21 protein-coding genes are annotated in these 23,450 nt (G+C 57.2%); 15 read left to right on the top strand and 6 right to left on the bottom strand.

Features of this window, described 5'->3' with window-relative positions; all coding sequences use genetic code 11:
* A partial coding sequence (locus ACZCED_RS14065; RefSeq protein WP_464861052.1) for a hypothetical protein occupies positions 1–622 on the bottom strand: 622 nt, incomplete at its 3' end.
* A gap of 240 nt (positions 623–862) precedes the next feature.
* Complete coding sequence (gene rarD / locus ACZCED_RS14060; RefSeq protein WP_462971860.1) at positions 863–1,777, bottom strand: EamA family transporter RarD; 915 nt, start codon at positions 1,775–1,777, stop codon at positions 863–865.
* A gap of 380 nt (positions 1,778–2,157) precedes the next feature.
* Between rarD and ACZCED_RS14055 the strand changes: the two genes are divergently transcribed.
* Genes ACZCED_RS14055 through ACZCED_RS14045 form a run of 3 tightly spaced genes read left to right on the top strand, consistent with a single transcriptional unit; the run spans position 2,158 to position 3,055 of the window.
* Positions 2,158–2,448, top strand: coding sequence for a hypothetical protein (locus ACZCED_RS14055; protein WP_464861051.1), 291 nt, complete (start codon positions 2,158–2,160; stop codon positions 2,446–2,448).
* Between the two features lie 27 nt (positions 2,449–2,475).
* Positions 2,476–2,763 (top strand): PBPRA1643 family SWIM/SEC-C metal-binding motif protein, encoded by a 288-nt coding sequence (locus ACZCED_RS14050; protein WP_462971862.1) that lies wholly within the window; start codon positions 2,476–2,478, stop codon positions 2,761–2,763.
* Between the two features lie 22 nt (positions 2,764–2,785).
* Entirely contained in the window at positions 2,786–3,055 is a 270-nt protein-coding gene (locus ACZCED_RS14045) for a transporter substrate-binding domain-containing protein (RefSeq protein WP_462971863.1), read from the top strand.
* 225 nt (positions 3,056–3,280) lie between these two features.
* Here the strand turns inward: ACZCED_RS14045 and ACZCED_RS14040 are convergent, their stop codons facing one another.
* On the bottom strand, positions 3,281–4,759 hold the full coding sequence (locus tag ACZCED_RS14040) for a tetratricopeptide repeat protein (RefSeq protein WP_462971864.1): 1,479 nt from the start codon (positions 4,757–4,759) through the stop codon (positions 3,281–3,283).
* Positions 4,760–4,882: 123 nt separating this feature from the next.
* On the opposite strand from ACZCED_RS14040, the gene ACZCED_RS14035 reads away from it, so the two are divergent.
* Positions 4,883–5,137 (top strand): hypothetical protein, encoded by a 255-nt coding sequence (locus tag ACZCED_RS14035; RefSeq protein WP_464861050.1) that lies wholly within the window; start codon positions 4,883–4,885, stop codon positions 5,135–5,137.
* A gap of 26 nt (positions 5,138–5,163) precedes the next feature.
* Here the strand turns inward: ACZCED_RS14035 and ACZCED_RS14030 are convergent, their stop codons facing one another.
* Together ACZCED_RS14030 and ACZCED_RS14025 are read right to left on the bottom strand one after the other, a co-directional pair.
* Positions 5,164–6,510, bottom strand: coding sequence for a C69 family dipeptidase (locus tag ACZCED_RS14030; protein WP_462971866.1), 1,347 nt, complete (start codon positions 6,508–6,510; stop codon positions 5,164–5,166).
* Positions 6,511–6,566: 56 nt separating this feature from the next.
* Positions 6,567–8,693 (bottom strand): 6-phosphofructokinase, encoded by a 2,127-nt coding sequence (locus ACZCED_RS14025; protein ID WP_464861049.1) that lies wholly within the window; start codon positions 8,691–8,693, stop codon positions 6,567–6,569.
* A gap of 282 nt (positions 8,694–8,975) precedes the next feature.
* Here ACZCED_RS14025 and ACZCED_RS14020 point away from each other — a divergent pair, with 282 nt between their 5' ends.
* From ACZCED_RS14020 to ACZCED_RS13980, 9 genes are all read left to right on the top strand, one after another.
* Positions 8,976–9,692: a glutamine amidotransferase gene (locus ACZCED_RS14020; protein ID WP_462971868.1), complete on the top strand. Its 717-nt coding sequence runs from the start codon at positions 8,976–8,978 to the stop codon at positions 9,690–9,692.
* A 233-nt stretch (positions 9,693–9,925) separates the two neighbouring features.
* Positions 9,926–10,750: a transporter substrate-binding domain-containing protein gene (locus tag ACZCED_RS14015; protein WP_462971869.1), complete on the top strand. Its 825-nt coding sequence runs from the start codon at positions 9,926–9,928 to the stop codon at positions 10,748–10,750.
* A gap of 245 nt (positions 10,751–10,995) precedes the next feature.
* Entirely contained in the window at positions 10,996–12,006 is a 1,011-nt protein-coding gene (locus ACZCED_RS14010; RefSeq protein ID WP_464861048.1) for an amino acid ABC transporter permease, read from the top strand.
* Complete coding sequence (locus ACZCED_RS14005) at positions 12,003–12,734, top strand: amino acid ABC transporter ATP-binding protein (RefSeq protein WP_462971871.1); 732 nt, start codon at positions 12,003–12,005, stop codon at positions 12,732–12,734. Before ACZCED_RS14010 ends, ACZCED_RS14005 begins: the two co-directional genes overlap by 4 nt.
* A 370-nt stretch (positions 12,735–13,104) precedes the next feature.
* The gene (locus ACZCED_RS14000) at positions 13,105–13,689 is read left to right on the top strand and encodes a hypothetical protein (protein ID WP_462971872.1); all 585 of its coding nucleotides are present in this window, start codon (positions 13,105–13,107) and stop codon (positions 13,687–13,689) included.
* A gap of 207 nt (positions 13,690–13,896) precedes the next feature.
* Entirely contained in the window at positions 13,897–15,780 is a 1,884-nt protein-coding gene (locus ACZCED_RS13995) for a vWA domain-containing protein (protein WP_462971873.1), read from the top strand.
* Between the two features lie 54 nt (positions 15,781–15,834).
* Positions 15,835–16,617 (top strand): ABC transporter ATP-binding protein, encoded by a 783-nt coding sequence (locus tag ACZCED_RS13990; protein WP_464861047.1) that lies wholly within the window; start codon positions 15,835–15,837, stop codon positions 16,615–16,617.
* Positions 16,614–17,849 carry an ABC transporter permease gene (locus ACZCED_RS13985; protein ID WP_464861046.1) on the top strand — a complete coding sequence of 412 codons (1,236 nt, stop codon included), beginning with the start codon at positions 16,614–16,616 and terminating at the stop codon, positions 17,847–17,849. Before ACZCED_RS13990 ends, ACZCED_RS13985 begins: the two co-directional genes overlap by 4 nt.
* Positions 17,842–19,518, top strand: coding sequence for a formylglycine-generating enzyme family protein (locus tag ACZCED_RS13980; RefSeq protein ID WP_462971876.1), 1,677 nt, complete (start codon positions 17,842–17,844; stop codon positions 19,516–19,518). The genes ACZCED_RS13985 and ACZCED_RS13980 overlap by 8 nt, the downstream gene beginning before the upstream one ends.
* 651 nt (positions 19,519–20,169) lie before the next feature.
* On the opposite strand, the gene ggt is transcribed toward ACZCED_RS13980, so the two are convergent.
* Entirely contained in the window at positions 20,170–21,774 is a 1,605-nt protein-coding gene (ggt, locus tag ACZCED_RS13975; protein WP_464861045.1) for a gamma-glutamyltransferase, read from the bottom strand.
* 326 nt (positions 21,775–22,100) lie between these two features.
* On the opposite strand from ggt, the gene ACZCED_RS13970 reads away from it, so the two are divergent.
* Positions 22,101–22,967 carry an MATE family efflux transporter gene (locus ACZCED_RS13970; protein WP_464861044.1) on the top strand — a complete coding sequence of 289 codons (867 nt, stop codon included), beginning with the start codon at positions 22,101–22,103 and terminating at the stop codon, positions 22,965–22,967.
* The gene (locus ACZCED_RS13965) at positions 22,937–23,443 is read left to right on the top strand and encodes an MATE family efflux transporter (RefSeq protein WP_462971879.1); all 507 of its coding nucleotides are present in this window, start codon (positions 22,937–22,939) and stop codon (positions 23,441–23,443) included. Before ACZCED_RS13970 ends, ACZCED_RS13965 begins: the two co-directional genes overlap by 31 nt.
* Positions 23,444–23,450 lie beyond the last annotated feature (7 nt).

The following is a 23,450-nucleotide window of genomic DNA, read 5'->3' as shown; positions in this document are numbered from 1 at the left end:
CCTCGGCAGCGGTGGCCACGTCCATCAGGTCGATAACATCGTCATCGTCCTGCATGTTTCCGTCCGCTTCTTCAGGCGTCGCGGCGGACTCCTGGTCGCCGGTTGCAGCGGTGTCGCCCTCGGCAGCGGTGGCCACGTCCATCAGGTCGATAACATCGTCATCGTCCTGCATGTTTCCGTCCGCTTCTTCAGGCTCAGCGTCGGTGACTTGTGGTTCCGCATCAACCACCTCGGCTTCAAGGGTGGTCGCCACATCCAAAAGATCGATTACCTCTTCATCCGCTTCATCCTCGCTCGATGCGACGGTGGATTCCGCTTCCGCAACGACTGCAGGTGGTTCCGGGGAAGCGGCCATATCCGTCAGATCGATGATTTCTTCATCCGTCTCCTCCGTTAAGTTAGTCGTCTCTTCTTCAGGAAGGGGATTCACAAGGGGGATTGCCTCTTCTTCAGGTCCAACCTCGGTTTCGAATGCCTGATCCGGCTGTTCAAGAATGTTGTCAAGATCGATGACGTCGTAGTCATCTCCCTCTTCGACAATCTGCGTCAAATCGATGACTTCCTCATTTTTCAGGTCGTTACCGTTTTCCGTCTGCGGAGTGGGCTTCTGGCGACCATCCATTGGTTCTCCCCCATTAACCGTGGTTGAAAAATATCGTGTTTTCGGTTGCGCCCGGTATCCCTCAGGTTTGCCATGTAACCACCGCTGTCGGTGACTCTCGATGCGGGATGATTGATGCCGGGCAAAATATTGTCGAAAAAACGCTACCATATGGTGCCAACCCTGTCAAGTTATTTGGATCCTTGACAAAATTTACAATTTTCGAGCTCACTCGCATGCTGTTGATCGATTCCGAACTTCTCATCTTTTAGTGTCGGGGTTTCGGTTGGCACGTGCGGTGTCCCAGGAGTAGATGGCCAGTGCCGTCCAGATTAGTGCGAAGGTCACGGCCTGGATTCTGGTAAACGGCTCTTCGAACACGGCGATCCCCAGCACAAGCATGCCGGTAGGGGCCGTGTATTGGATAAATCCAAGGGTGGCCAGGGTGATGCGTTTGGCGCCGAGGTTGAAGAGCAGCAGGGGCGTAGCCGTAAGGATCCCTGTGCCCATTAGCAGCAGATCGGTCATCGTTCCGGAATTTAAAAAGGCCCCGGAATCGATTCGATGCAGGTGGAGCACCCAAATGCCCGCGGGAACGGTCAACAGCAGCGTCTCTAAGGTCAGGCCGACCAACGCACCGACGGCCGCCACCTTGCGGACCAGTCCGTAAATACCGAAACTGAACGCCAGCGCCAGGGAGACCCAGGGAAACGCCCCGTACCGAAAGGTGAGATTGAGCACTCCCAGTGTGGCAAGGATGACTGCCAGCGTTTGGGCCCGGCGAAGCCGTTCGCGCAGGAACACCATGCCCAGCACGATGTTGACCAGCGGGTTGATGTAGTAGCCCAAGCTGGCCTGCAGCACCCGCCCGTTATTGACTGCCCAGATGTAGATGAGCCAGTTGCCACCCACCAGAATAGACGTAATCAGGAGAATGGACAGCATTTTGGGGCTTTTGATCGTTTTCTTGAATTCGGCCCACCGGCGGCTGAGACATACCAGCGGCATGAGAAATACAAATGACCAGACGATACGATGCAGGATGATCTCGAACGCCCCCACGCCGTGAAGGGCTTTCCAATAGATCGGGCTCAACCCCCATATGAGAAAGGCGATAAAAGCGAAAAGGGCACCGGCCCCGGACTGTTGGTCCGCTACAGGTTGATTGTCGTTCATCAGCGGTAATTTGGCCCCCATTCGAATCGGCAGAAGCACTCTTTATCAGAAACAGGGGGATGGTCAATAGGCAATCAATTATTTTCTGGTCCCATGGGCGTAAACCGGTGCAATGCGTTCGAACCGTGGGTACCCCGAGAGCAATCAAAAGGTGTCGTTAATGATGAATTCAGTGCGGTTCGCCGCGGGAGGGCTCAATCGATTTTCCTGATCGTAAACGGCAACCACCTGCAAATGTCTGATTGGTTGACAACACAACCGTTTATTGTAGTATGGGGAACATCGTCAAAAGCCGCTGAGAAAGCGCATCTGTTTTCTGTATGCTGCCGCAAGACAGACTTCAGTTTAAGACCGGTGTCGTTATTCTGAAGATATCGAATGTGAACCGAGACATTGAGCCGGCAATCGATTTTAATTTTACCCGGTTGGGCGATGTGACGTTCAATGATCAAAGTCGGATAATGAGCGGTTTACGCGCCAGCAGTGGCAATCAGAAAAATCATGGACATCAGATGATACGAGCAGCCTGGCTGAGGATCTATATTCATTGTCTGGATCTGGTCAGGAATACATCCGAAAGATTAATGGAAGCCATCCAGACAATAAAAAATGTTTTGGACGGTGCGAGGGGTGGCGGCGACCGGCATTTTTCCCGAGGCGTCGCTGATTGAGGCCGATCAAACGATTAGGGTGAGAAAATGGAAAAGATTTTTGATGGTAAACGAACAGCCAAGTTGGGAACGGCGGCAAATCCTGCCATCGTTAACGTGCAAACCGAAGAAAGAGTGAAGGAATTGGAATCCGTGTTCGAAGAAAACGGGTGGCGATATACCATCGGATTGGAACCGGACAAACCGGAGGATACAAAAGACCTGGAGATATTGTTGAATCCACTGAAGACAAGGATTGCCGATAAGCGGGTGGGACGTAATGAACCCTGCCCATGCGGAAGCGGGAAAAAATTTAAAAAATGCTGCGGTATATGAGTAAAACAGCGGTATAGGAGATATGAACCGTTTTTCGGTAAAGAGGCGCTTTTGCTTGCTTTGGTGCTTTACCGTGCTTTTGTTTCCCCAACCGTTTTTTCCCGGCGACACGGAGTTGGTCAGTTCGGTCGCCGAAGAAAACAAAGATGGACCGGACGTGCAAATTTTAATGGCGATTGCAGACCGGCTGAATGTAAAATTAACATTCAAACTCGCGCCCTTCAAAAGACGCCTTCAATTGATGAAGGATGGAGAGATCGATTTCATGTCGGGCCTGCTGAGAAACGCTTAACGGGAAGCATATATTCATTACGTCTTCCTGCTGAGAGGAAAGCAATCCTCGCTCGATCATTATGAAGACCTGTATGCAATGAAAATTGGAACGAACCTGGGTTCCAGCTATATTGCCCAATTCGACAACAATCCAAGGCTGAAAAAGGAGGCGGTTTCCAGCGGTGTCCCCAATTTCTGGAAATTGCTCCTGGGCCGCATCGATAAGGTGATTTTCCCGGCAGCGTTACTTGGCGCTCTCCGGATAGATATGCTCGAACAGATCCTTGGCCGAGTCCGACCCCAGGCCTTTCAGGATCTCATACTGGTCCAGGGCGGGTTTGCGGCGTCCCTGATCGAAGTAGGTCATTCCAAGGTTGTAGTGGGCGGCGGCCATGCGGGGATTGGCACGAATGGCAAGGGTGTAGGCACGGATTGCCTCTTCGGGTCGGTCCATGCGGTTGTAAGTGACGCCGATGTTGTAGTAGATCAATTCGTTGTCAGGCTCCAGGCTGCTGGCTTGGGTGAACAGCGCCATGGCTTCATCTAAGCGGCCGATTTCGCCCAGCGTGGCCCCCAGATCGAGCAGCGTCGGAATGTGGTCAGGCTGGTGATTCAGTATTTCCCTGAAAGTGTCGATCTGCTCTTCGGTGCGTTCCAATGCACCATAGGCCCGGCCCAATTCGAACTGCGCCCGCAGATTGGCGGGGTTGATGCGAATCACCTCAAGCAGGGTGGGGACGACCCGTTCGAACTGTCCGATGGACTTGTAGTACATGGCCAGGACAAAATGGGCCGTGTCGTTGTCCGGATCCCGCTCGATGGGCCGCTTGTAGGCGTTGATGGCTTCATCCGGCTGATCGAGACCGACGTAGCAGCTGCCCAGCCCATACCAGGCGTCGGGGTCATCCGGGCTGGCTTCAGCAGCCCTTTTAAAATAGGTCAAGGCCTCTTCGTACTCTCCTCGTATAGTGAGGCGGGAACCTTTGCTGCAGAGCGCCGCCGCCAGCGCCGGACCCTGCTTTGAGTTTCGAATGGTCCATTCGGCAACGGAGGGCTGTGACGCCTCGTCGATCAGCATTTCAAGGGCGTCGACGGAGACGGCAAAGTTTAGATTCTGCCCCCTGGACACCTGAAAAGTAACCACGCCTACCGCCTTCCCATCCTGATTGATCACCGGGCCGCCGCTGGACCCCCGGGAGATCGGGGCGGTCAGTTGAAACACCCTTCCGCCGGCCGGCATCTCCCGTACAGCCGATATGATTCCTTCGGAAACGGTCTGTTCCAGACCCATGGGGCTCCCGACCACGAAAACGCTGTCTGCAACTGCGGGCTGCTCCCTGGAAAGAGCGACAGGCGTCGCCCGGCTGCCAGCGATGTCAACGCGGACCTTGATCAGGTCGACCAGGCGGCTCTTGGCCAGGACCGCTGTCACCGGATATTGACTGCCATCCACGGTTTTGATGCTGGCGCTGTAGGCACCGTCCAAGACGTGGAAATTGGTCACCAGAACACCGCTTTCGGAAATGAAGAATCCGCTGCCGATGGACGATACGTTACCGTCCACATCATAGTTGATCACCGTTACCACGGACTGTTGGATGGGGCCCACCAGGTTTGCCAGGCTTCCTGCGGTTTTGGTTGAAGGGCCAGGCCCCGTCGAACAGGCCCCCGTGAGAAACACTGCAGCGACAAACACGTGTATGACAAACCGATTCCTGATCATGATCGCTCCCCGCTTCGCACACTGGTCAGCCGGCAATCCTGCGGCATCATCTTTATTCCTAAAATACGTTTGTTTTGGCATTTTTCACCGGTATTGGTGCGGGCTGTGTTGGCGCAATTTCCAATGATCGCGTCTGCGGGGGGGGGGGGGGCGGTCAAGGAGGGCTGCTATTTCCTTTTGTTCGGTTCGGTCGAGCCGGTGTCCCGGCATGGCGGACAGATCACAGTGAAAACGGCGTTGCCGGACAAGATGGCCCTCCCGCGGGGCACGTCGCGGCAGCGATCCAACGCTGAATCGATTTTCACCCTGCCGGTGCTGGGCAGCGCTGCCTTTACCTGCATCGTATTTACAGCGGTCTGCCGCTGGGCGTTTTTGTGATCCGGGTGGCTAATGGCCAGACCCGTCTATCGTCCATGACCATCGGCCGGGATCCCGGCTTTCCGGCTAAGAGCCTGCCAATACCTGCGGTAGACCCAACCGGGCGCATCTTTCACCGGCATCGCGTTTAGGCGCCGGATCCAGGTTCGGGTCAGTTCTTCGGCTTGGTTGAATGCCTCGCGGCACCCTGTCATCGGATGTTCACCTGCGGTAGGCGTTGATCCTCCGATAAAAGACCGTTCCAGCGCGTCACGTGCGTCGGCAAATGCGGGCAACCGGTTGCCGTAATCCATGAGGATGCTGCGATGAAGGCCTTCGTGCCGCCACCACAGGCAGCGTTTATCGTATGCGGCGCCTGGGACCGGGCCGGTGCCGGGTATGCCATGCGGTTCAAACTTGATCGGTTTGAAGATGCCTGTGCAAGGCGCCGAGGTGCCGGTGGCCCAATACGTGGGCGAATGCGGTGTCAGGTGTGCCACCAGCGAGCCGGTGGTCTGAAAACCTCTGGAAACCGGGTTGGCGGCGTGCATGCAAATCCGGTCCATGAACAGGTGGCTGGCGGGCAGATATCCGGGTCTGTCGTGGTCTCGCAGACAACCCAGCGCACCGGTGAGGGTCAGCTTTTCCGCCGCTGTGGGCTGCGCCGGCTCGATTTGCCGCCGACAGCGTTCCTGACGGGTTGACGAGAAGGAGAAGGTGGTGTTGAACCAGTCCGAATAGCACCGTTTGAAGCTGAACGTGCGGCCCGGCTTCAGCCAGCCCTTGTGCCTGGCCGTGTCGATGAGCGCCGGGTGGCTGCGGTCGACGTCGTCGTCCAGGGTCAGGCGGTTGGAAATGGCCCAGGCATCGGCGATCCGCTTGGCCGCCCACAGTCCGCCGGCGGTTTCCAGCACCCACGCGTCTTGCGGGTCCGCACAGAGGAAGCTGTTGTGGTAGGCCATTCTCCGGTCCGTGTATCCGCAAATGCCGCCTTGACCGTGGTCGGCCAGCAGGCCGACGATAACCTCCACCGCCTGCTCGGCGGTGCCGGCCCGTTCCAGGGCCAGGCGCAGCAGGTCCATGCCGGTGAGGGCACCTTCCCGATTGACCGGCATGCGGGTGAAAACCGCTTCGTTGCCGATGACAACGCCTTTTTCGTTGGCACCCATTTCCGCCCCCCACATCCAGAACGGCCGGCAGAGCAGGACATCGAACGTTTGCCGAGCCTGAGGGATCTCCACATAGGTGCAGTGCAGGCGTTCGGAAGGGCCGTGGCTTGCGCCGGCCACCCATTCCAGGGCCATGGCCTCGTTGGGTTCGCGGTCGCTGTTCTTGCCGAAGATCACCGAACCGTCTGCCGTTGCGGTTTTAAGGGCTACGAAGGTGTCGCACATGTTTCACCGGTCGCCTTTTTCTAAGCAGGGAAAACCGGCCTTGTGGCCAAAACACTTTATTCTGCGGCCTTGGTGCCCGGGGTGGCGAGTTGGTTTCCCAGTGCATTGAGAAGCAAGGTGATGGGGCGGTCCTCCTCGCTGTTCCCGGTGAAGCGGATGGGGCCCGGGTGCCGGTAATGGTCTTCCTCGGGTGTCGCTGCCAGCCATTTGTCGCGGAAGGTTTTCACGACACGGAAAGCCGGCGAGTTGACGTCCACGACGCTTTTCTCCAGCACCAGTTCGAGCTTTCCTTTGCGCTCCTCCAGGTGCATGAGCGGGGCGATGGGGATGCCGATAGGGACCCAACCGTTAAAATCCTGCTCCAGATTCAAGATGGCGGCCATCTGGCCGGTAGCGCCGTTGGCGATCAGGCTGAACACGGTCTGGCCCAGGTTGTAGGTATAGGTGCAGTCGAATCGGGTTGGGTCGCTACCCCGTCCGTCGTAGCCGTAGAAGTGGGTCTGGGTCTTGAATTTAGGGACGGACTGTTCGAAGATTTTTTCGATGGGCGGCGGAATCGTCTCGTCGTTGCCTAAAAAGCCGGCTTTGACCAAGACGGCTTTGAGTGTTTTCTTGGAGATGATGGTTTTCTTGATCATCAGGTACCGGGCCTGCTTCCAGTTCTCGAACAGAATGGGCCCGTAAAGCTCCGGGTCAAGGCCTCCCTTTTGGAGCGTTTTGACGAACTGTGCATCCTGGATACCGATCTTGTAGTGGCCCTTCTCCTTTAAAATGCCCAGGTAGTCTTTTACCAGGTCGAGGAGGACTTTTTCCGTCTTGACCTGGGAGAATTGGAAATTACCGTGGCTGTCCCGTTCGGTGAGCAGCCCTTCCTGAAAGAAGGCGGGAATGTCGTTGAACAGCTCATCGTCCCGGGCATTCCACACATTGTAGGAAACGTCCTTGCGGATACCCCGCACCAGCCGGCGCAGGTACTCCAGTTTGGCGTCAAGGCTGGGAAAGGTGGTGTGGAAGTCCCGATCGTGCATCTTGTTGTAGTTGCCGATGATCGTGTTGAGTTTGATGATGAACACCTGGATTTCGTTGATGAATTCCAGCACGCCCTCGGGGAGCACCAGCACGCCGTAGTTCTTGCCAACGGCGGCTCTTTCCATGATGGCGTCGCAGGTCACCCGGGAGAGGTGCCGCAGGGTCATGCCGTAGGCGGTGTAGTCGACCACCCCCTCTTTTTGGGCTTTCTCGAGTCGCGCGTAGTCTACGTAGTCGGCCAGATCTTCGCCGATCAGGGTCATGTTGGCGTGGGTCTGAAGGGCCACCTCCAGGGCCAAGTGGCTGGCCACACGGCCCATAACCTTGCACATGTGCCAGTACTTTACGTCCGAACTGGCGTCGGTGCACAGGTTGGCGATGGCTTGGGAGAAGGCGCGGGCTGCGGTGTGGAACCCGAAGGACATGGCGCACAGCACCTTGCCCTGGGCGTCACGGACCTGGATGTCGCCGTCGATGGTTTTGGGGACGCCGATTACCTGGACGCCGTCCTCGAACATATTCTGGGCGAGAAAGGCGGCGTTGGTGTTGGAGTCGTCGCCGCCCACGACCACCAGGGCGTCCAGACCCAGCTGCTTGCAGGTTCCCCGGGACAGGTCCATTTTCTTCCGGTCATCGATTTTGGTGCGCCCGGTCTTGATCATGGTGAACCCGCCCACATTCCTGTATCTGTCCACCTGTTCGCGGGTCAGTTCCATGTAGTCGCCGTCGATGATGCCGTCGGGCCCCATGAGAAAACCGAAGACCCGCGTCTGCGGGTTGATTTTCTTGGCGGCGTCGAACAGCCCGGCAATCACGTTGTGGCCGCCCGGTGAAGGTCCGCCGGAGAAGACGATGCCGATGTTGCGCGCCTTTCTATAATTCTCCTTGACCTCATCCGTGGCGTCGTCGCTGCCTTCAACTCTCTGGACGGTGTTGGCGATGATGTGCGCCAGTTGCCGGTGGGCTTCTTTGTCGATCTCGAATCGATACTGCGGGTCGGTCACCAGGGTGGTGAATTCGCTCTTGAACACATCGCACACGGGGGGCTGGTAGGCGATTCTGTCCTTCAGTTCCAGGTTTACATCGGCAATGGCGTCCATAACTGCCGGATGGTCGAGCAGCTTGTCGATTCGGATGGTGGATGATTCCGGCATTCAGCCCTCCTGAATAGGTGATTGATCGTGTTGGTTGATTGCGCTTCCCGCCGAGGGAACCGTCTGGCCCGCTGAGTCAAATCTATTATCCTCCGGCAGCGGTCCAAGTCAAGGCAATTGTCCCTTCCGGCGGGCATTCAGTCCGATATAACCCCTTGAGAGCAAAGCGTAAGCCCGTATCCCGGCCGATAACCGACAGGCCGACAGGTGCATCTTGACAACACCCTTGCGAGCCGGTACTGAGAGTTTTTCCGCTTAACCCTGTTTGCCAAAGGATCCCAATTGTCCAAAAAACCCATCCTAATCGTTAAGGCAGGGGGCACCTACCCGGACATGGCAGCCCGATACGGTGACTTCGAAGACTGGTTCATCGAACGTTTGGACCAGTCGACAGCCACCATCCAAACCGTCAGCCCGTTTACCGGAGAGGCGCTACCGCCAGTGGCACCGTTGGGCGGCATTATCATCACCGGGTCCCACGACATGGTTACCGATAAACCGTTTTGGAGCGAGAAGACTGCCGGCTGGATCAAAGCAGCCGTTGAAGCCGAGATACCGCTGTTGGGGGTCTGCTACGGCCATCAGCTTTTGGCTCACGCCATGGGCGGCGTAGTGGGGGACAACCCCAGGGGGAAGGAGTTCGGCACGGTGTCGATCCGGCTCAACCCGGAGGGGCGGCGGGATCGTTTGTTCGACGCGATCCCGGAGACCTTCGCCGCCCAGGCCTGTCACAGCCAGAGTGTATTGCAGTTGCCGGCCGGCGCCACCCTGCTGGCATCGTCGGAGATGGAGCCCCACCACGCCTTTAAGATCGGCAGTCGGGCCTGGGGTGTCCAGTTTCACCCTGAATTCAACGGGCAGATCCTCCGGCTTTACATCCAGCGGTTTAGCGATGACCTAACGACCCAGGGTCGTGATGTGGACCGGCTGCTCGGTGATATCAGGGAGACCCCGCAAAGTGAAACGCTGTTGCACCGGTTCCAGCGATTATGCATCTGAACCGTGCGGCGAATGCCTAACAGTTACCAATCAGGGCTTTACTTTGCTTGTATCTTATTATAAAAGTTAATTGTATTTTTGATACACTTTTTTTAATGAATAGCCTTTATCCCGATACCGCGTGATGCTTCGGGACACCCCAAGAGACGCTTTTTCTTCAGCTATGCTGTGTGGATCCAGCCGCAGGGTTGCGGCTTTGCTTTGTTCTAATCATCTAAGGAGGAGGAGCACGTATGAAAAGAGGTTTATTTACCACATTGGCGATTGTTGCCGCAGTGACTTTTTGCATGGGAACGGCCTTTGGCGCGGATATCGAGCTTGCCAAGAAATCCCACATCCAGAAGATCCTCGAGCGCGGCGAATTGCGCGTGGGTTTCGAGTCCGGCTACATGCCATTTGAGATGACCAACAAGAAAGGCGACTTCATCGGATTCGACATGGATTTCGGGCGGCATATGGCCAAGGCCATGGGCGTGAAGTTCGTTCCCGTCAACACTGCCTGGGACGGCATCATTCCCGCCCTTGTCACCGATAAGTTCGACATCATCATGGGCGGCATGACCATCACCCAGGAGAGAAACCTGAAAGTCGCTTTCGCGGATCCCTACATCGTCGTTGGCCAGGCCATTCTTCTCAACAAGAAAAACGAAGGAACCATCAAATCCTACAAAGATCTCAACGACCCCAAATATATCCTCACTTCCCGCATGGGCACCACCGGTGAACAGTCCATCAAACGAATGATCCCCAAGGCTACCTACAAAGGATTCGAGTCCGAAGCCGAAGCCGGCATGGAAGTGATCAACGGCAAGGCCGATGCGCTGGTCTACGATCTCCCCTTCATCGGCATTCTCTACTCCAGCCAGGGCAAGGACAAAACCGTGTTTCTGGACCAGCCGTTCACCTATGAGCCCCTGGCTTGGGCCATCAACCAGGGTGACCCGGACTTCCTGAATTTTCTGAACAACTTCCTCAGGCAGTGCAAGGGCGACGGGTTCTACGAAAGAACTTACAACAAATGGATCTTGAGTTCGGACTGGAAAAAAGAGCTCGAGTAACCGTTTTAACCGAAACAGATCGGTGATCATGATCCTTACACAGGCCGGCCGGACCTTTCTCGGCCGGCCTGTGTCATCATGGCGCCTGATCTTCCACCTTTTCCAGGACAATCCATTTGTCACGGATCGAGGGAAAAAGCCGTATGGCAATACGGCAGCGACCGCAAACCCGGTGCAAAGGTATTCTGCTGAAGAATAAGACCCATTGCCCCACGCTGTTACCTTAGCAGGAAGAAGATGCGATCATGAGCGATGAAAACAATCGACGGATAACCGGACGACCCGCCGGTTACAGCAAGTGGGTCATGATTTTCTGCCTGGGAGTACTGATATTTCTGGGCCTGTTCTACTACGCCACCCAGGCGATCAAATACAACTGGCGATGGAACCGCACGCCCATTTACTTTGCCTACCAGGACGACATCAACGTGACCACCAACATTGACGGCGAAGTGTCATCCATTCGTACCGAAGGGGACCAGGTTATCGTCACGGTAAAAGGCATCGATGAAACGGCAACCTACAAGGCACCCTCCAAGAGCCTGCGGGTGTCGGAAGGTGAATCCGTCTACTATGGCGACACCCTGGCCAGCTATAAAAAATGGAAAGCCGGCCTGTTGGTCATCGGTCTATGGATTACCCTCAAGGTCAGCGTGGTGTCCACGATTTTGGGAGTGATTATCGGGATCATCAGCGGGTTGATGCGCATTTCCGACAACCCGGCCCTGCGGTGGACCTCCATCGTCTATGTGGAACTGATCCGGGGCTCTCCCCTGATGGTCCAGATTCTGATCTGGTACTTCGTGCTGGGAACGCTGATCAACGACCTGCTCTACGCATACGGGTTCGGGCAGATACCGGCGTTCTGGTACGGCGTCGCTTCCCTGGCCTGCTTCGCCGGCGCCTACGTCTCGGAAATCGTCCGGGCCGGCATCCAGTCCATCCATCGCGGGCAGACCGAAGCGGCCCGCTCTTTAGGCATGACCTATGCCCAGTCCATGCGCTACATCATTCTTCCCCAGGCGCTTCGCCGGATCCTTCCCCCCCTGGCCGGGCAGTTCATCAGCCTGATCAAGGATTCTTCCCTGTTGGGGATCATTGCCATCCGCGAGTTGACCAAGGCAGCCCGGGAGGCGGTTACGGCAACGCTTCAGCCCTTCGAAGTCTACATTCTGCTGGGGCTGTTGTACCTGGTGCTTACCTTTTCCCTTTCCATGTATGTGCAACACCTTGAGAGGAGGATGGCGACATCGTGATACAGGCAAAAAATGTATACAAAACCTTTTATGCGCCCCATGAGATCCCGGCCCTGGTGGATGTGACGGCCGACATCAAGGCCGGCGAGGTGGTCGTCGTGATCGGCCCCTCGGGTTCAGGCAAGAGCACTTTTCTTAGATGCCTCAACCGCCTGGAACATGCCACCAGCGGACACATCTTTATCGACGGCACCGACATCCTGGCCGAGAAGACCGACATCAACAAAATCCGGGCCGAGGTAGGCATGGTCTTCCAGTCCTTCAACCTGTTTCCCCACAAGACGGTGCTGGAAAACGTGACCCTGGCCCAGAAAGTGGTGCGCAAGCGTTCGGGGGAAGACAGCCTGAAGAAAGCCATGGCCCTTCTGGAAAAGGTCGGCATCGTCGACAAGAAAAATGTCTATCCGGATCAACTCTCCGGCGGCCAGCAGCAGCGGGTGGCCATTGCCCGGGCCCTGGCCATGGACCCCAAAATCATGCTCTTCGACGAACCCACGTCGGCGCTGGATCCGGAGATGATCGGTGAAGTGCTCGACGTCATGAAGACCCTGGCCAAAGAGGGAATGACCATGGTGGTGGTCACCCACGAAATGGGCTTTGCCCGGGAAGTGGCCGACCGCGTGATCTTCATGGATGCCGGTGCCATCGTGGAAGAGGGCACCCCGGAACATTTCTTCGTCAACCCCACCCACGACCGTACCAAACTGTTCCTCAGCCAGATTCTCTGAGCATTTGCCACCGAAATGAAATTGAAACGGCCTGGATATATCGAAATCCAGGCCGTTTGTCGTTTTTTTGGAAGCAATCGGATCGGTTTTATTGCCGGTGGGGGATAGATAAAGCGAGCAAAGCCATTCTTAGCTTTGATATCTGCGGGATCATCGCTGGTATATGAAAAATATGCATACTGCAGGTTTGTTATGAAAAGCAAAATAAAGACATTGCTGTCCAGCCTTTCAGAAAAAACCATGCCTGTGTTGACACCTATTTTTCAGCGGCCTATAGTTTCGCTTCCAGCTAATCAAGGTTCGCTCGCTGTTTCCATCCACAAAGTAAAGGCGCGTAATATCCGAAATAGGCCTCAAGGGGAGAAACCGTATGCAAGACCCAATGCGCAGAGCCTCTTTTTTATGGATGGCGATTACCGCCATTTCGTTGGTTGCCGTCATCTGCGGCGGCTATTGGCTTTTTAAAGGCCATGGCAAGGAGGCGCTGCCGCCCGCGCCTGCCCCATCACTGCCCAAAATGGCTAACCTGCCGCGGAAGCAACCGGAGATAAAACCTCCGCCCAAACCCACCTATGCGCCGGATGCCCCGGTACTCGAGCAGGCCAGACAGGCCCTGCGTGAGGGAATCACACCGGCCGACGCCTTTGCCATGGCCGCAACCCTGCCTGAAAAACCCGAGCGGGCGGATGCGGCTTTTCTGCTTCTGGAATATGCCGCGGAGAGTGGAAATGCCGAGGCGGCAATGGCCGTGGGAGAGTACTATGACCCCAGCCTCGATCTACCCAGCGGCAGTATTCGCAAAAATCCTGCCTATGCTTTGGAATGGTACCAAATCGCCCTTGAGGGTGGCCATCCTGAATCCCGGAATCGGCTGACAAACCTTCGCCGATGGGTGGTCGCCAGTGCCGAAAACGGGGCTGCCGACGCGCAGGCACTTTTAAATACCTGGCCTTGAGGGAAACCGCCGATACCCTCAATAATACCTGGGCATGGATGCCCTTTTGACCTGCGAGGATAAACCATGGGAAAACGATTTTGGGGAGGTCCCCGTCCAAAGAGCGTATTTCGGAACGTCACCCCCATGTTGATTTTGTTCTATTTGGCCGCTATCGTGGCGGGTGATCATGAACCAGCCCGGGCAGATTCTCGGCGGGCGCTGTTAATGCCGGGGAAAAAAACACTCTACCAGCGGGTGATCACCCATCCTGGTGCCCGCCTCTATGCCGGGGCATCATCGGCTTCTGCCATTCACAAGGCGTGGGTGCGCCCCTTTACCGTCTACTATATTTTCGGCACGGCACAAACGGACGCAACCCAATGGCTCGAGGTGGGGCTGGCCTCCAGCGGCCCGCCCGATGGCTGGATCGAGGCCGGCAAAACGTCGCCCTGGCTTCAGGCCCTGACCCTGAAGTTTACCGAGCGAACCGGCCGCCAGCCGGTATTGTTTTTCAAGGAGATGGCGGATCTGGAAGCGGTGGCGGCCGACCGGGACCCCGCCGGCCGCTACCTTGACCTGATGACCCGGTTTTCCGATTTTCAATCCGGGGACGCCCAGGATGTGTCCGCGTTTCCCCTTATCGCCATGGAACCCAAGTGGGAGGCCGTGTCCAGGGATCAATTCTACCTCATGCCGATCTTTCAGTCAGCGGAGCTGTTCGAAGGTGTGAAATTTCTCCAGGTCGCCTCCATCGACCCGGGGTCGGGTGAACTGCCCTTGGACGTGGACCTCAAAACGGCCATCGCTTTCGTGATTGACACCACGATCTCGATGAAACCCTATATCGAGCGCACCCGCGAAGCCGTCCGCCGGATATATGCCACCATCGAGAAGCGGGGCCTGACCGACATGGTAGCCTTCGGGCTGGTTGGGTATCGCAACAGCATGGCCAATGCCCCCGAATTGGAATATGTCAGCCGGGTTTACTCGGATCTCCGGAAGGCAACCGACCGTGACGCTTTCGAACGTGCCCTGGCCTCCATGGAGGAGGCCAAGGTCTCCACCCATTCCTTCAATGAAGATGCTTTTGCCGGTCTCAAAACAGCCCTGGAGCGCCTGGACTGGGGTCCATATCACTCACGCCTGATATTTCTGATCACCGATGCCGGAGCCATCCGCAACGATGATCCGTATTCCTCGACCGGGATGAACGCCAATGCCATGGCGGACATGGCCGCCGCCGCCGGGGTCAAGATCTTCGCCCTGCACCTGAAAACGCCTCCGGGTGCCCAGGAAACACCGAACAACCACAACTATGCGCGCCAGCAGTACCAAACCCTGACGCGGCAATCCGATCCAACCATCGGCGACCTCTACGTGCCCATCGATGCCGAAGATGCCGCCGCCGGCGTACTCGGATTCGGCCAAGTGGTAGAGGATGTGGCCGGACAGATGGTCGCTCTGGTGCAGGCCACCGCCAGTGGCCAGCGGCTGGCGCTAGACGATGTGGATATGTCCAAACCGGGGGATGCGGCTGCCCAGGCGGCCAAGAAGGCGGCCATTTTGGGGTATGCGCTGCAATTGGATTTTCTCGGGCGCCAAGGGGCGGGCCGGGTCCCGCGGGTCGTGACGTCATGGGTGTCGGACATGGATATCACCAGGCCCGACATTCCGACCTTCGAAGTCGCCATCCTGCTTTCCAAGAACCAGCTCAGCGATCTTCACCATCGATTGAAGATCATCCTCGACAATGCCCAGCGGACCAAGCGCACCGGCGCCCGGGATTTTTTTCAGAGCATCCTTTCGGCGGCCGCCCAGACCTCCCGGGATCCCACCCGCTTCAGCCAACGCCCCAACCAGAACCTCGGGCAATTGGGTTTTCTGGCCGAGTTCCTGGATGACCTGCCGTATCGCAGCAATATCATGCGGCTCACCGAAGAGGACTGGTACCGGTTGAGTGTCGGTGAACAGCAGGCCATCGTGGATGACATCAAATCCAAGATTCGGCGCTACGAGGCTTACCACAACGATGTATCCAACTGGGTCAGCTTCGGCCCCGGCGAACCCGGCGAATCCGTGTACCGGGTTCCCTTGGGCATGATGCCCTGACGCATAGGATCGTAAACGCGTCAACGCCTAAACGCAAAGGCAGCGAATAACGATATGTCCAGCAACGCGAGCAACGGCCAGCGGTTGGTCGAAAAGATCAAAACCCCGGTATTTCGGCTTCGCGGAATCCGCAAGCATTGGACCGGTGCGCCGGGATTTTTTCTGGAGGTGCCCGATTTGACCATCCACAGGGGCGAAAAAGTGGCCTTGGTGGGTTATAGCGGTTGCGGCAAGAGCACACTTCTGGACATGCTGGCCATGATCCTGAAGCCTACCGAGGCCAGCTGTTTCGAGTTTTTTTGGGAACACGACGAAAAGGGTTCATCCCGGTCGGTGGACGTCATGGCCGCCTGGCAGGCCAACGACCTGAACGCCCTGTCCCGATTGCGCATGCGCCACATGGGCTATGTGCTGCAAACCGGGGGGCTTTTTCCCTTCCTCTCGGTGCGGGACAATATCGGCATCAGCCGCAAGGGATTGGGACTGCCAACCGGTCGGGCCGTCGAAAAAGTGGCGGCCAAACTGAACATCGACTCCCATCTGGATCGGCTCCCTGGCCAGCTGTCGGTGGGTGAACGCCAGCGGGTAGCCATTGCCCGGGCCATGGCCCATAAACCGGCGGTGGTGATTGCCGACGAGCCCACCGCGTCTTTGGATCCCATCAATGCCGCGAAGATCATGGCCCTGTTCAGCCGCTTGGCCGATGATTTTCAAGTCACCTTGGTGGTGGCGACTCACGATTGGGAACGAGTGGCCAAAAGCGGCTTCCGGCAAATCACCTTCGATTTGAAGCAGACGGAACCCAGCGGCGCGGTTCAGGTGACGGCATGCGCATGAAACGCCGCCAACCGCTGGCCGGGTTCAAGACCGTGATCCGCATGTCCTTGCGTGACTACCTCCATGAGCGGCTGCTGTCGGCCTGTGCCATCCTGGGCCTGGCCGCGGTTCTGGCCCCCCTGCTGGTGCTTTTCGGCGTTAAAAGCGGCATCATCAGCACCATGGCGGATCGTCTCATTGAGAACCCCAAGAACCGGGAAATTGCCCCCGTGGGCAGCGGGCGCTTTGACGATGCGTGGTTCCAGGCTGTTTCCGATCTTTCCACTGTGGCCTTCGTTATCCCCCAAACCCGTTCCATTGCGGCCAGCATGGTTTTGGTGAATCGGGAAGGGGCGGATCCCCGATCGGTAGGTGTGGATTTGATCCCAACCGGTAAGGGGGATCCACTACTGGGAAAATGGGCGATTGTTCCGGACAGCAGCCTGGCCATCGTGCTCTCCGCCCCGGCGGCTCGTAAGCTGGGGGTTTCCCAGGGGTCAACCGTCTCCGGCAGGATCGGTCGCTCTATGGCGGGGCGCAAGGAGCAGGTGATGGTCCAGCTTACGGTGGATGCGGTCCTTCCCCTGGCCGCCTATCAATTGGACGCGGCATTCGTAAGCCTCGACCTGTTGACCGCCACCGAAGATTACCGGGACGGCTTCGGGTCCCAATCCTTCGGTTGGCCCGGTAAGGTGAGGCCGGCCGGGGTCCGGAACTACCCCGGCTTCAGGCTTTATGCGCGCTCCATTTATGATGTGCCCGATCTTCGGGACCAGTTCGCCGATCAGGGGATGGAGGTCTACACCAAGGCCGAGGAAATCGAGGTGGTAAAGAGTCTGGACCGCGCATTTACCCTGATTTTCAGGCTTATCGCCGTGGTGGCGGTGCTGGGCTACTTCGCTTCCATGACCAGCAGCGTTCTGGCCAACGTCAACCGCAAGAGCCGTCACCTGGGCGTCATCCGGTTGATCGGATTTTCCACCGGCAGTATCATCTGGTTTCCGATTTTCCAGGCTCTGATGACTGCCGTTTTCGGCAACCTGACGGCCTTGGTCCTATACCAGGTGGTCGAAAAGAGCATCAACCGGCTCTTCGGCGCTTATCTTGCCACAGGGGAATATGTGTGTCGTCTCACCGTGCCCCACATGATCTTCTCCCTGCTTTTGACCGTGGGCATAGCCATGCTGGCCTCGGCCTATGCCGCCTATCGCACGGCCTCCATCGAGCCGTCCGAGGTGATCCGCGATGTCTGAGAAGAGGGCGCACCCGAAAACGCAGGTGTGGTCGACGGCGGCGATTCTGCTTGTCCTGCTGGCCACGCCAATAGCGGCGGTGGACTGCCCGGAACCCCAACGCACTTTGCAGCGGCTGACACCGACACTGGCCCGGGCTGTCAATCCCAATCCCGATGAAATGGATATTACCTTGCCGATGCCCTGCGGGGCGAGGCTGGTGCTGCGGCATGTCTGTGTGGCGGCGCAAGGGTTTTTCGGGGATCTGCAATTAGACCTGGGATGCAGCGATTGTGGCCGGGAAGGCCTCGGTTTTATGGAGGGGCGGCGAAAGGCCTCGGTATCCGGCCCCTTCACCATCGAGGATCTGCCGGAACAGTGGCAGCTTGGGCTCTATAAAGCGGCGCGCGATGGCGATGGCACCTGTCCCGATCCCATTCAAGCGGAGCAGACCGGGTTTTACTATTTCATCGCCAAGTACGAGATCTCCAACCTCCAATGGGATGTGGTCATGGATGCGGCGTGTCCCGATACGACTGCAGGACTGACCGCCGCGGATCCCCGCCCCAAGACCGATATCTCCTGGTTCGATGCCGTGACGTTCACCAGGAGGTATACCGAGTGGTTGTTGGAAAATGCCCCGGCAGCCTTGCCCCATTTTGCCGGTGGCCGCTTCGGATATATCCGTCTGCCCACCGAGGCGGAGTGGGAGTATGCCGCCCGTGGTGGCCACAGGGTCACCTTGCAGCAGCTCAACCGCGAGGAGTTTTTCCCCCTGGGAAACCGTTCCTTCAGTGATTTCGCCGTTTTTACGGATCCCATGGCGGCCAAACAAACGGAAAAACTGGCCTGGATTGGAAGCCGATGTGCCAACCCGCTGGGATTGTACGATACGGCTGGAAACGCCGCCGAAATGCTGCTGGATCCCTTTCGTTTTTCATTGGGGTTCCGTCTCCACGGCGCCACCGGAGGCTTCATCGCCAAGGGGGGCAGCTACCGCAAGCGCCTTGCCGAGATCATGCCGGGACGTCGCGAAGAGATCCCCTTTTTTCTTGATAATGGGGCCTATCGCGCCACCGACCTCGGGTTCCGGGTGGTCCTCTCCGCGATTGTCACCTCTCGCAACCGGTTCGATATGCTGGATCAGGAGTGGCGTGCCAAAGCGCCGAAGATGATGCAAGATGAGGAAACAACGCCTGGATCGGGGCTGATGACAGCGCCGATGGCCAGTCCATCGACGCCGGCGGAAGCGACTGCGTTGGCCACGATTCAAAGCGCACTGTTCACCGCCGAATCCATGATCAGCTATGCCCGGCGCCGGCAGGTGATGATCTTTGAACTGGAACGGCTCCAACTATTGACACGCAAGAGCCTGCCGGAACCCGTCCTCGTATCTATCCAGAGTGATGTGGATCGCGCCGCGGGAGAGGTGCAACAGGTCGACGCGGCCATTTCCCGCTTCGGGGATTTTTACCTCGATCGATTGTCCCAGGGGGTGACTGTCCCGGAAGCACAGATGAATGCGCAACTGCTGCGCATGGAACAGGAACTTAGCCTGGAAGAGGGCTTCAACGAGAGCCAGAGGAGCCGGTTGGAGTTGTTCGTGCTTTTCAAGGACCACCTGGATCGGATGAGAAACGACCCGGAAAAGGTGACCAGAGAAGTAATTCTTGAGGATATCATTCCTTGACTCAACGGACAATTCACGGGATGAACTTTTCAGCGGTGACGGTTTCCCGTTTTTTTGTGAAATGGTGACCCTAAGAGGAAGAATCCGCCATGAATCTGGGATTGGATGTCTGGGATACGCCAGAATTACAGGGAACGTATAAGTGGTTGATTTCCAAGTGGCGGCATAGATGGCACGAATGGTCTCGTCCTATTCGGATTCTGAGGTGACAACAGAGGGTTCCTGATAGAAGGAAACACAAGCTCAATTGAAATATTCAGCGGCTACGTACATAGACATAGTGTTTGAAAATCCAGCCCCTTGCGACGTGGGTTAAGATGTGTGAACCATTTTGGTCATGCCGGCTCAGAGCCACAAGCAAGCAGGCAAGCTATGAAGAAAATGATAGTATACTTTCAAGTTGAAAGGAATTGAAGACCACTACAGATAGCCACTTTGATATGAGGGTTTCAGACAGAGTGAAAGCCAACCGCTTTCGGTTGAAGGGGCAGTTTGTTGGCATGGTTCGGGGAAGGCCTGTGATGTCCTTATCTTGAGACAGCCATGCCATCCAGTTCAGTGGTTGGCTGGGTGACAATTCAGATTCCGACAAGGTCTCCCCCCAATCCTCTCTGCAGGTATTCACGACCCCGATCAATACATGGGTTGGCTTCACTTGCCGATGGCGTAAGCCTGCCTGCGCGGGTCCGCACCAGCCTTGAGCACGCCCGTTTCCCGGTCTATCATGATCACCTGGGAAGAGCCCATGACTTCGGTGTAGCCTTCAACGACCCGGACATGATGGCCTTTCGCCTTGAGGGCATCGATGGTCTTTTCCGGAAAGCGGTTTTCCATCAGCAGCGAACCGTCGGGATTGGAACGCCAGCGCGGCGCCTCATTGGCCTGTTGCGGATCGGCCTTAAAGTCGATCAAATCCATGATAAGCTGAATGTTTGTCTGAGTCTGACCATCGGCCCCCGGGGTCCCCAGCAAGATGGCGGGGCGACCGTCTTTGAGAATCATTGCCGGGTGCAGGGTATGGTAGGGTCGTTTGTCGGGTGCCAACACGTTGGGATGAGAGGGGTCGAGGGTAAATCCACGTGCACGGTTATGTAGCACCATTCCCGTTTCCGGCACCATTACGCAGGAACCGAAGGCCTCGTACAGGGACTGGATCAATACTACGGCGTTGCCGTCGGCGTCCACCACGGTCAGGTAAACCGTGTCGTCGCCGCCTCTGGTGAAATCCCTGGCTGCATAGCCTGCGGCCGCGCGATCGGGATCGATCAACCGGACACAATCCTTGGCCAGGGTTTTGGAAAGCATCCTTGCCAGCGGAACCGGGTGGACGGCCGGATCGCAGACATAGGCGTCCCGATGCACAAACGCCAGCTTCTTGGCTTCGACCAACAGGTGGATCAACTCGGCCGAATCCACCTCCATGGCGACCGGATCATGAATTTCCAGCATGTTGGCCTGCATGAGCAGGGCGATACCCTGGGAGTTCGGGGGATGGGTGGCAAGGGTGTATCCGCGGTAATCGGTGGTGGTCGGCGTTACCCATTCCACCGTGTGTCCCCTGAGATCGGTTTCGCTGAAAAAACCTCCGATGGCTTCGGAATGAGCGACCAGGCTCTCGCCCAACCGTCCGCGGTAGAACGCGTCCGGTCCGTTTTCCATGAAAGCCTCGTAAGACCGGGCCAGCTTGGGCTGAACCATTAACTGACCCACCTGGGGAACTTTCCCCCCAGGTAAGAAAGTCTCTCCGGCGGCCCCGTCGGCCAGCAGAAGCGCCTGCCGTTCCTTGAGGGCGTTGACCAGATCCGGGTATACGGGAAAACCCTTTTCCGCGTAGGGGATGGCCCTTGTCAGCAGGGTATCCAACCCCATGGATCCGTGTTTCTCCAAGGCTGCCTGCCAGCCGGCCAGGGCACCCGGGACGGTACACGCGTGGATGCCGGTCTCAGGAACGCTTTTGTAACCGAGTTCCCGGTAGGCATCCAGGGAGGCTTTCGCCGGAGCCCGACCCGACGCGTTGAGGGCGTCGAGCGTTCCCTTGGCGGCCATGTGGATCAGCATGAACAGGTCGCCGCCGATCCCGCACATATGCGGCCTGACGACGGTCAACACCAGGTTGGCCGCGATGGCCGCATCCACGGCATTGCCGCCGGATTCCAACACGGCGGCGCCGGCCTGGACGGCTAAGGGATGATCGGCGGTGATCATCCAGCGGGTACTCATCAGGGTCGGACGATGGGTGGCAAAATGGTGCGACATGGTTGTGTGGCTCCTGTGTATCAGCGATTTAAACCTCCTACTGGGATACAACATATCTCTCCTTAAACAAAACGATATCTATGGCAGGCTGCAATTCGCCTGACTGGACATGGTCCGTCGGCCATCGTTTCCCCGCGTTTGACAGATAATCCCGTCTAAGCGACTTCCCATGGACATCCATCGGTTTGATGCCGCTGGTTGATATCGGATCATGGAACAACTTCGGGAACGGCAGACCGGGACGCGCCTTGATGGCGCTGGGCGAATGGGTTGTGGAGGGATGACGAAAAGTTGTGGTTGACCGTTTACTCACGTTGAATAAATCAATGAGAAATTATACAGCGATCATATCGGTAAGCCTGCCCCTGGTTCTCTCCATGGCGGCGACCACCGTCATGGAGTTCACGGACCGGGTGTTTTTCGCCAATTACTCCATCGATGCCATCGCCGCGGCCATGCCTGCCGGGATTGCCTGGTTTCTCGTGCTGACCCTTCATACGGGGGTCAGCACCTACCTGAATGTTTTAATCGCCCAGTTTGCGGGTGCGGGTTCCTTGCTGCGAATCGGCCCCTGCGTGTGGCAGGGGATATACTTCTCAGCAGCCGCTGCACTGCTGCTGGTTGGCCTGTCGTTTGTTGTTGACCCGCTTTTTCAACTGGCCGGGCATCCGGCAACGGTTCGGCACTTGGAGGGCGCCTACTTTCGGATCCTGTGCATGGGCGGCGGCTTCAACGTGCTGGGCGGTGGATTGACCTGTTTCTTCACCGGAAGGGGAAAGACGCGACCGGTCATGGTGATCAGCCTGATTGGCATGGCATTCAATATTCCGTTGGACTATGCCCTGGCCAACGGGGTGTGGGGACTGCCGGAGATGGGCATCCGCGGTGCCGGCCTCGCCACGGTGTGCCCCTGGGCGCTGATTGCCATTTTGTATGTGGGGTTGATTTTCAACCCGGGCAATGAACGCACCTACGGTGTTTTCTCCCGGCGTGCCGTGGACCTGGAATTGATCTGGCAAATCCTCAAAAAGGGTGTGCCTGCCGCGCTGCAGTTCACCATGGATGTGCCGGCCTTCACCGTCTTCATCTTTCTCATCGGACGATTGGCAAGGTCGAGTTGGCCGTCAGCAGCATTGCCTTCTCGATACAGTCGATTGCCTTCATGCCGGCAATCGGATTCTCCATGGGGCTGACCACCCTGGTGGGGCAATCGCTGGGAGGAAACGATGTGGCTGCTGCGCTGAGGTTCATCAGGCAGACCACCCTTATTCTGATGGCCTATACGCTGCTGCTGGACCTGCTGCTTCTTCTCGCTCCGCACTGGCTGATCGAACTATCTCTCACTGCCGAGGGCGGTGCCGACTGCCAACTCTTGCCGGAGCAGGGCGTCGTAGCCATACGGATCATGGCCCTGCTCATCGCATTCGATGCCTTGTATTTTACGTTCGTCGGTGTGCTCAAGGGTGCCGGCGACACCCGTTTCATCATGGGTAGCATCGGGCTGGCCACCCTTTTGGTGATGGTGCTACCCATGACCGTCATCGTTGAATATACGGGATGCGGCCTTTATGCCTGCTGGCTGAACCTGACCGTGTATGTGATTACGCTTTTTGGTGCGACCGTGTGGCGATTTCGGCAGGGGAAATGGAAAACGATCCGCGTCATTTAAATGGCCA

This window comes from Desulfosarcina sp. (assembly GCF_055467485.1).
This window is presented reverse-complemented; position numbering and strand designations above follow the sequence as displayed.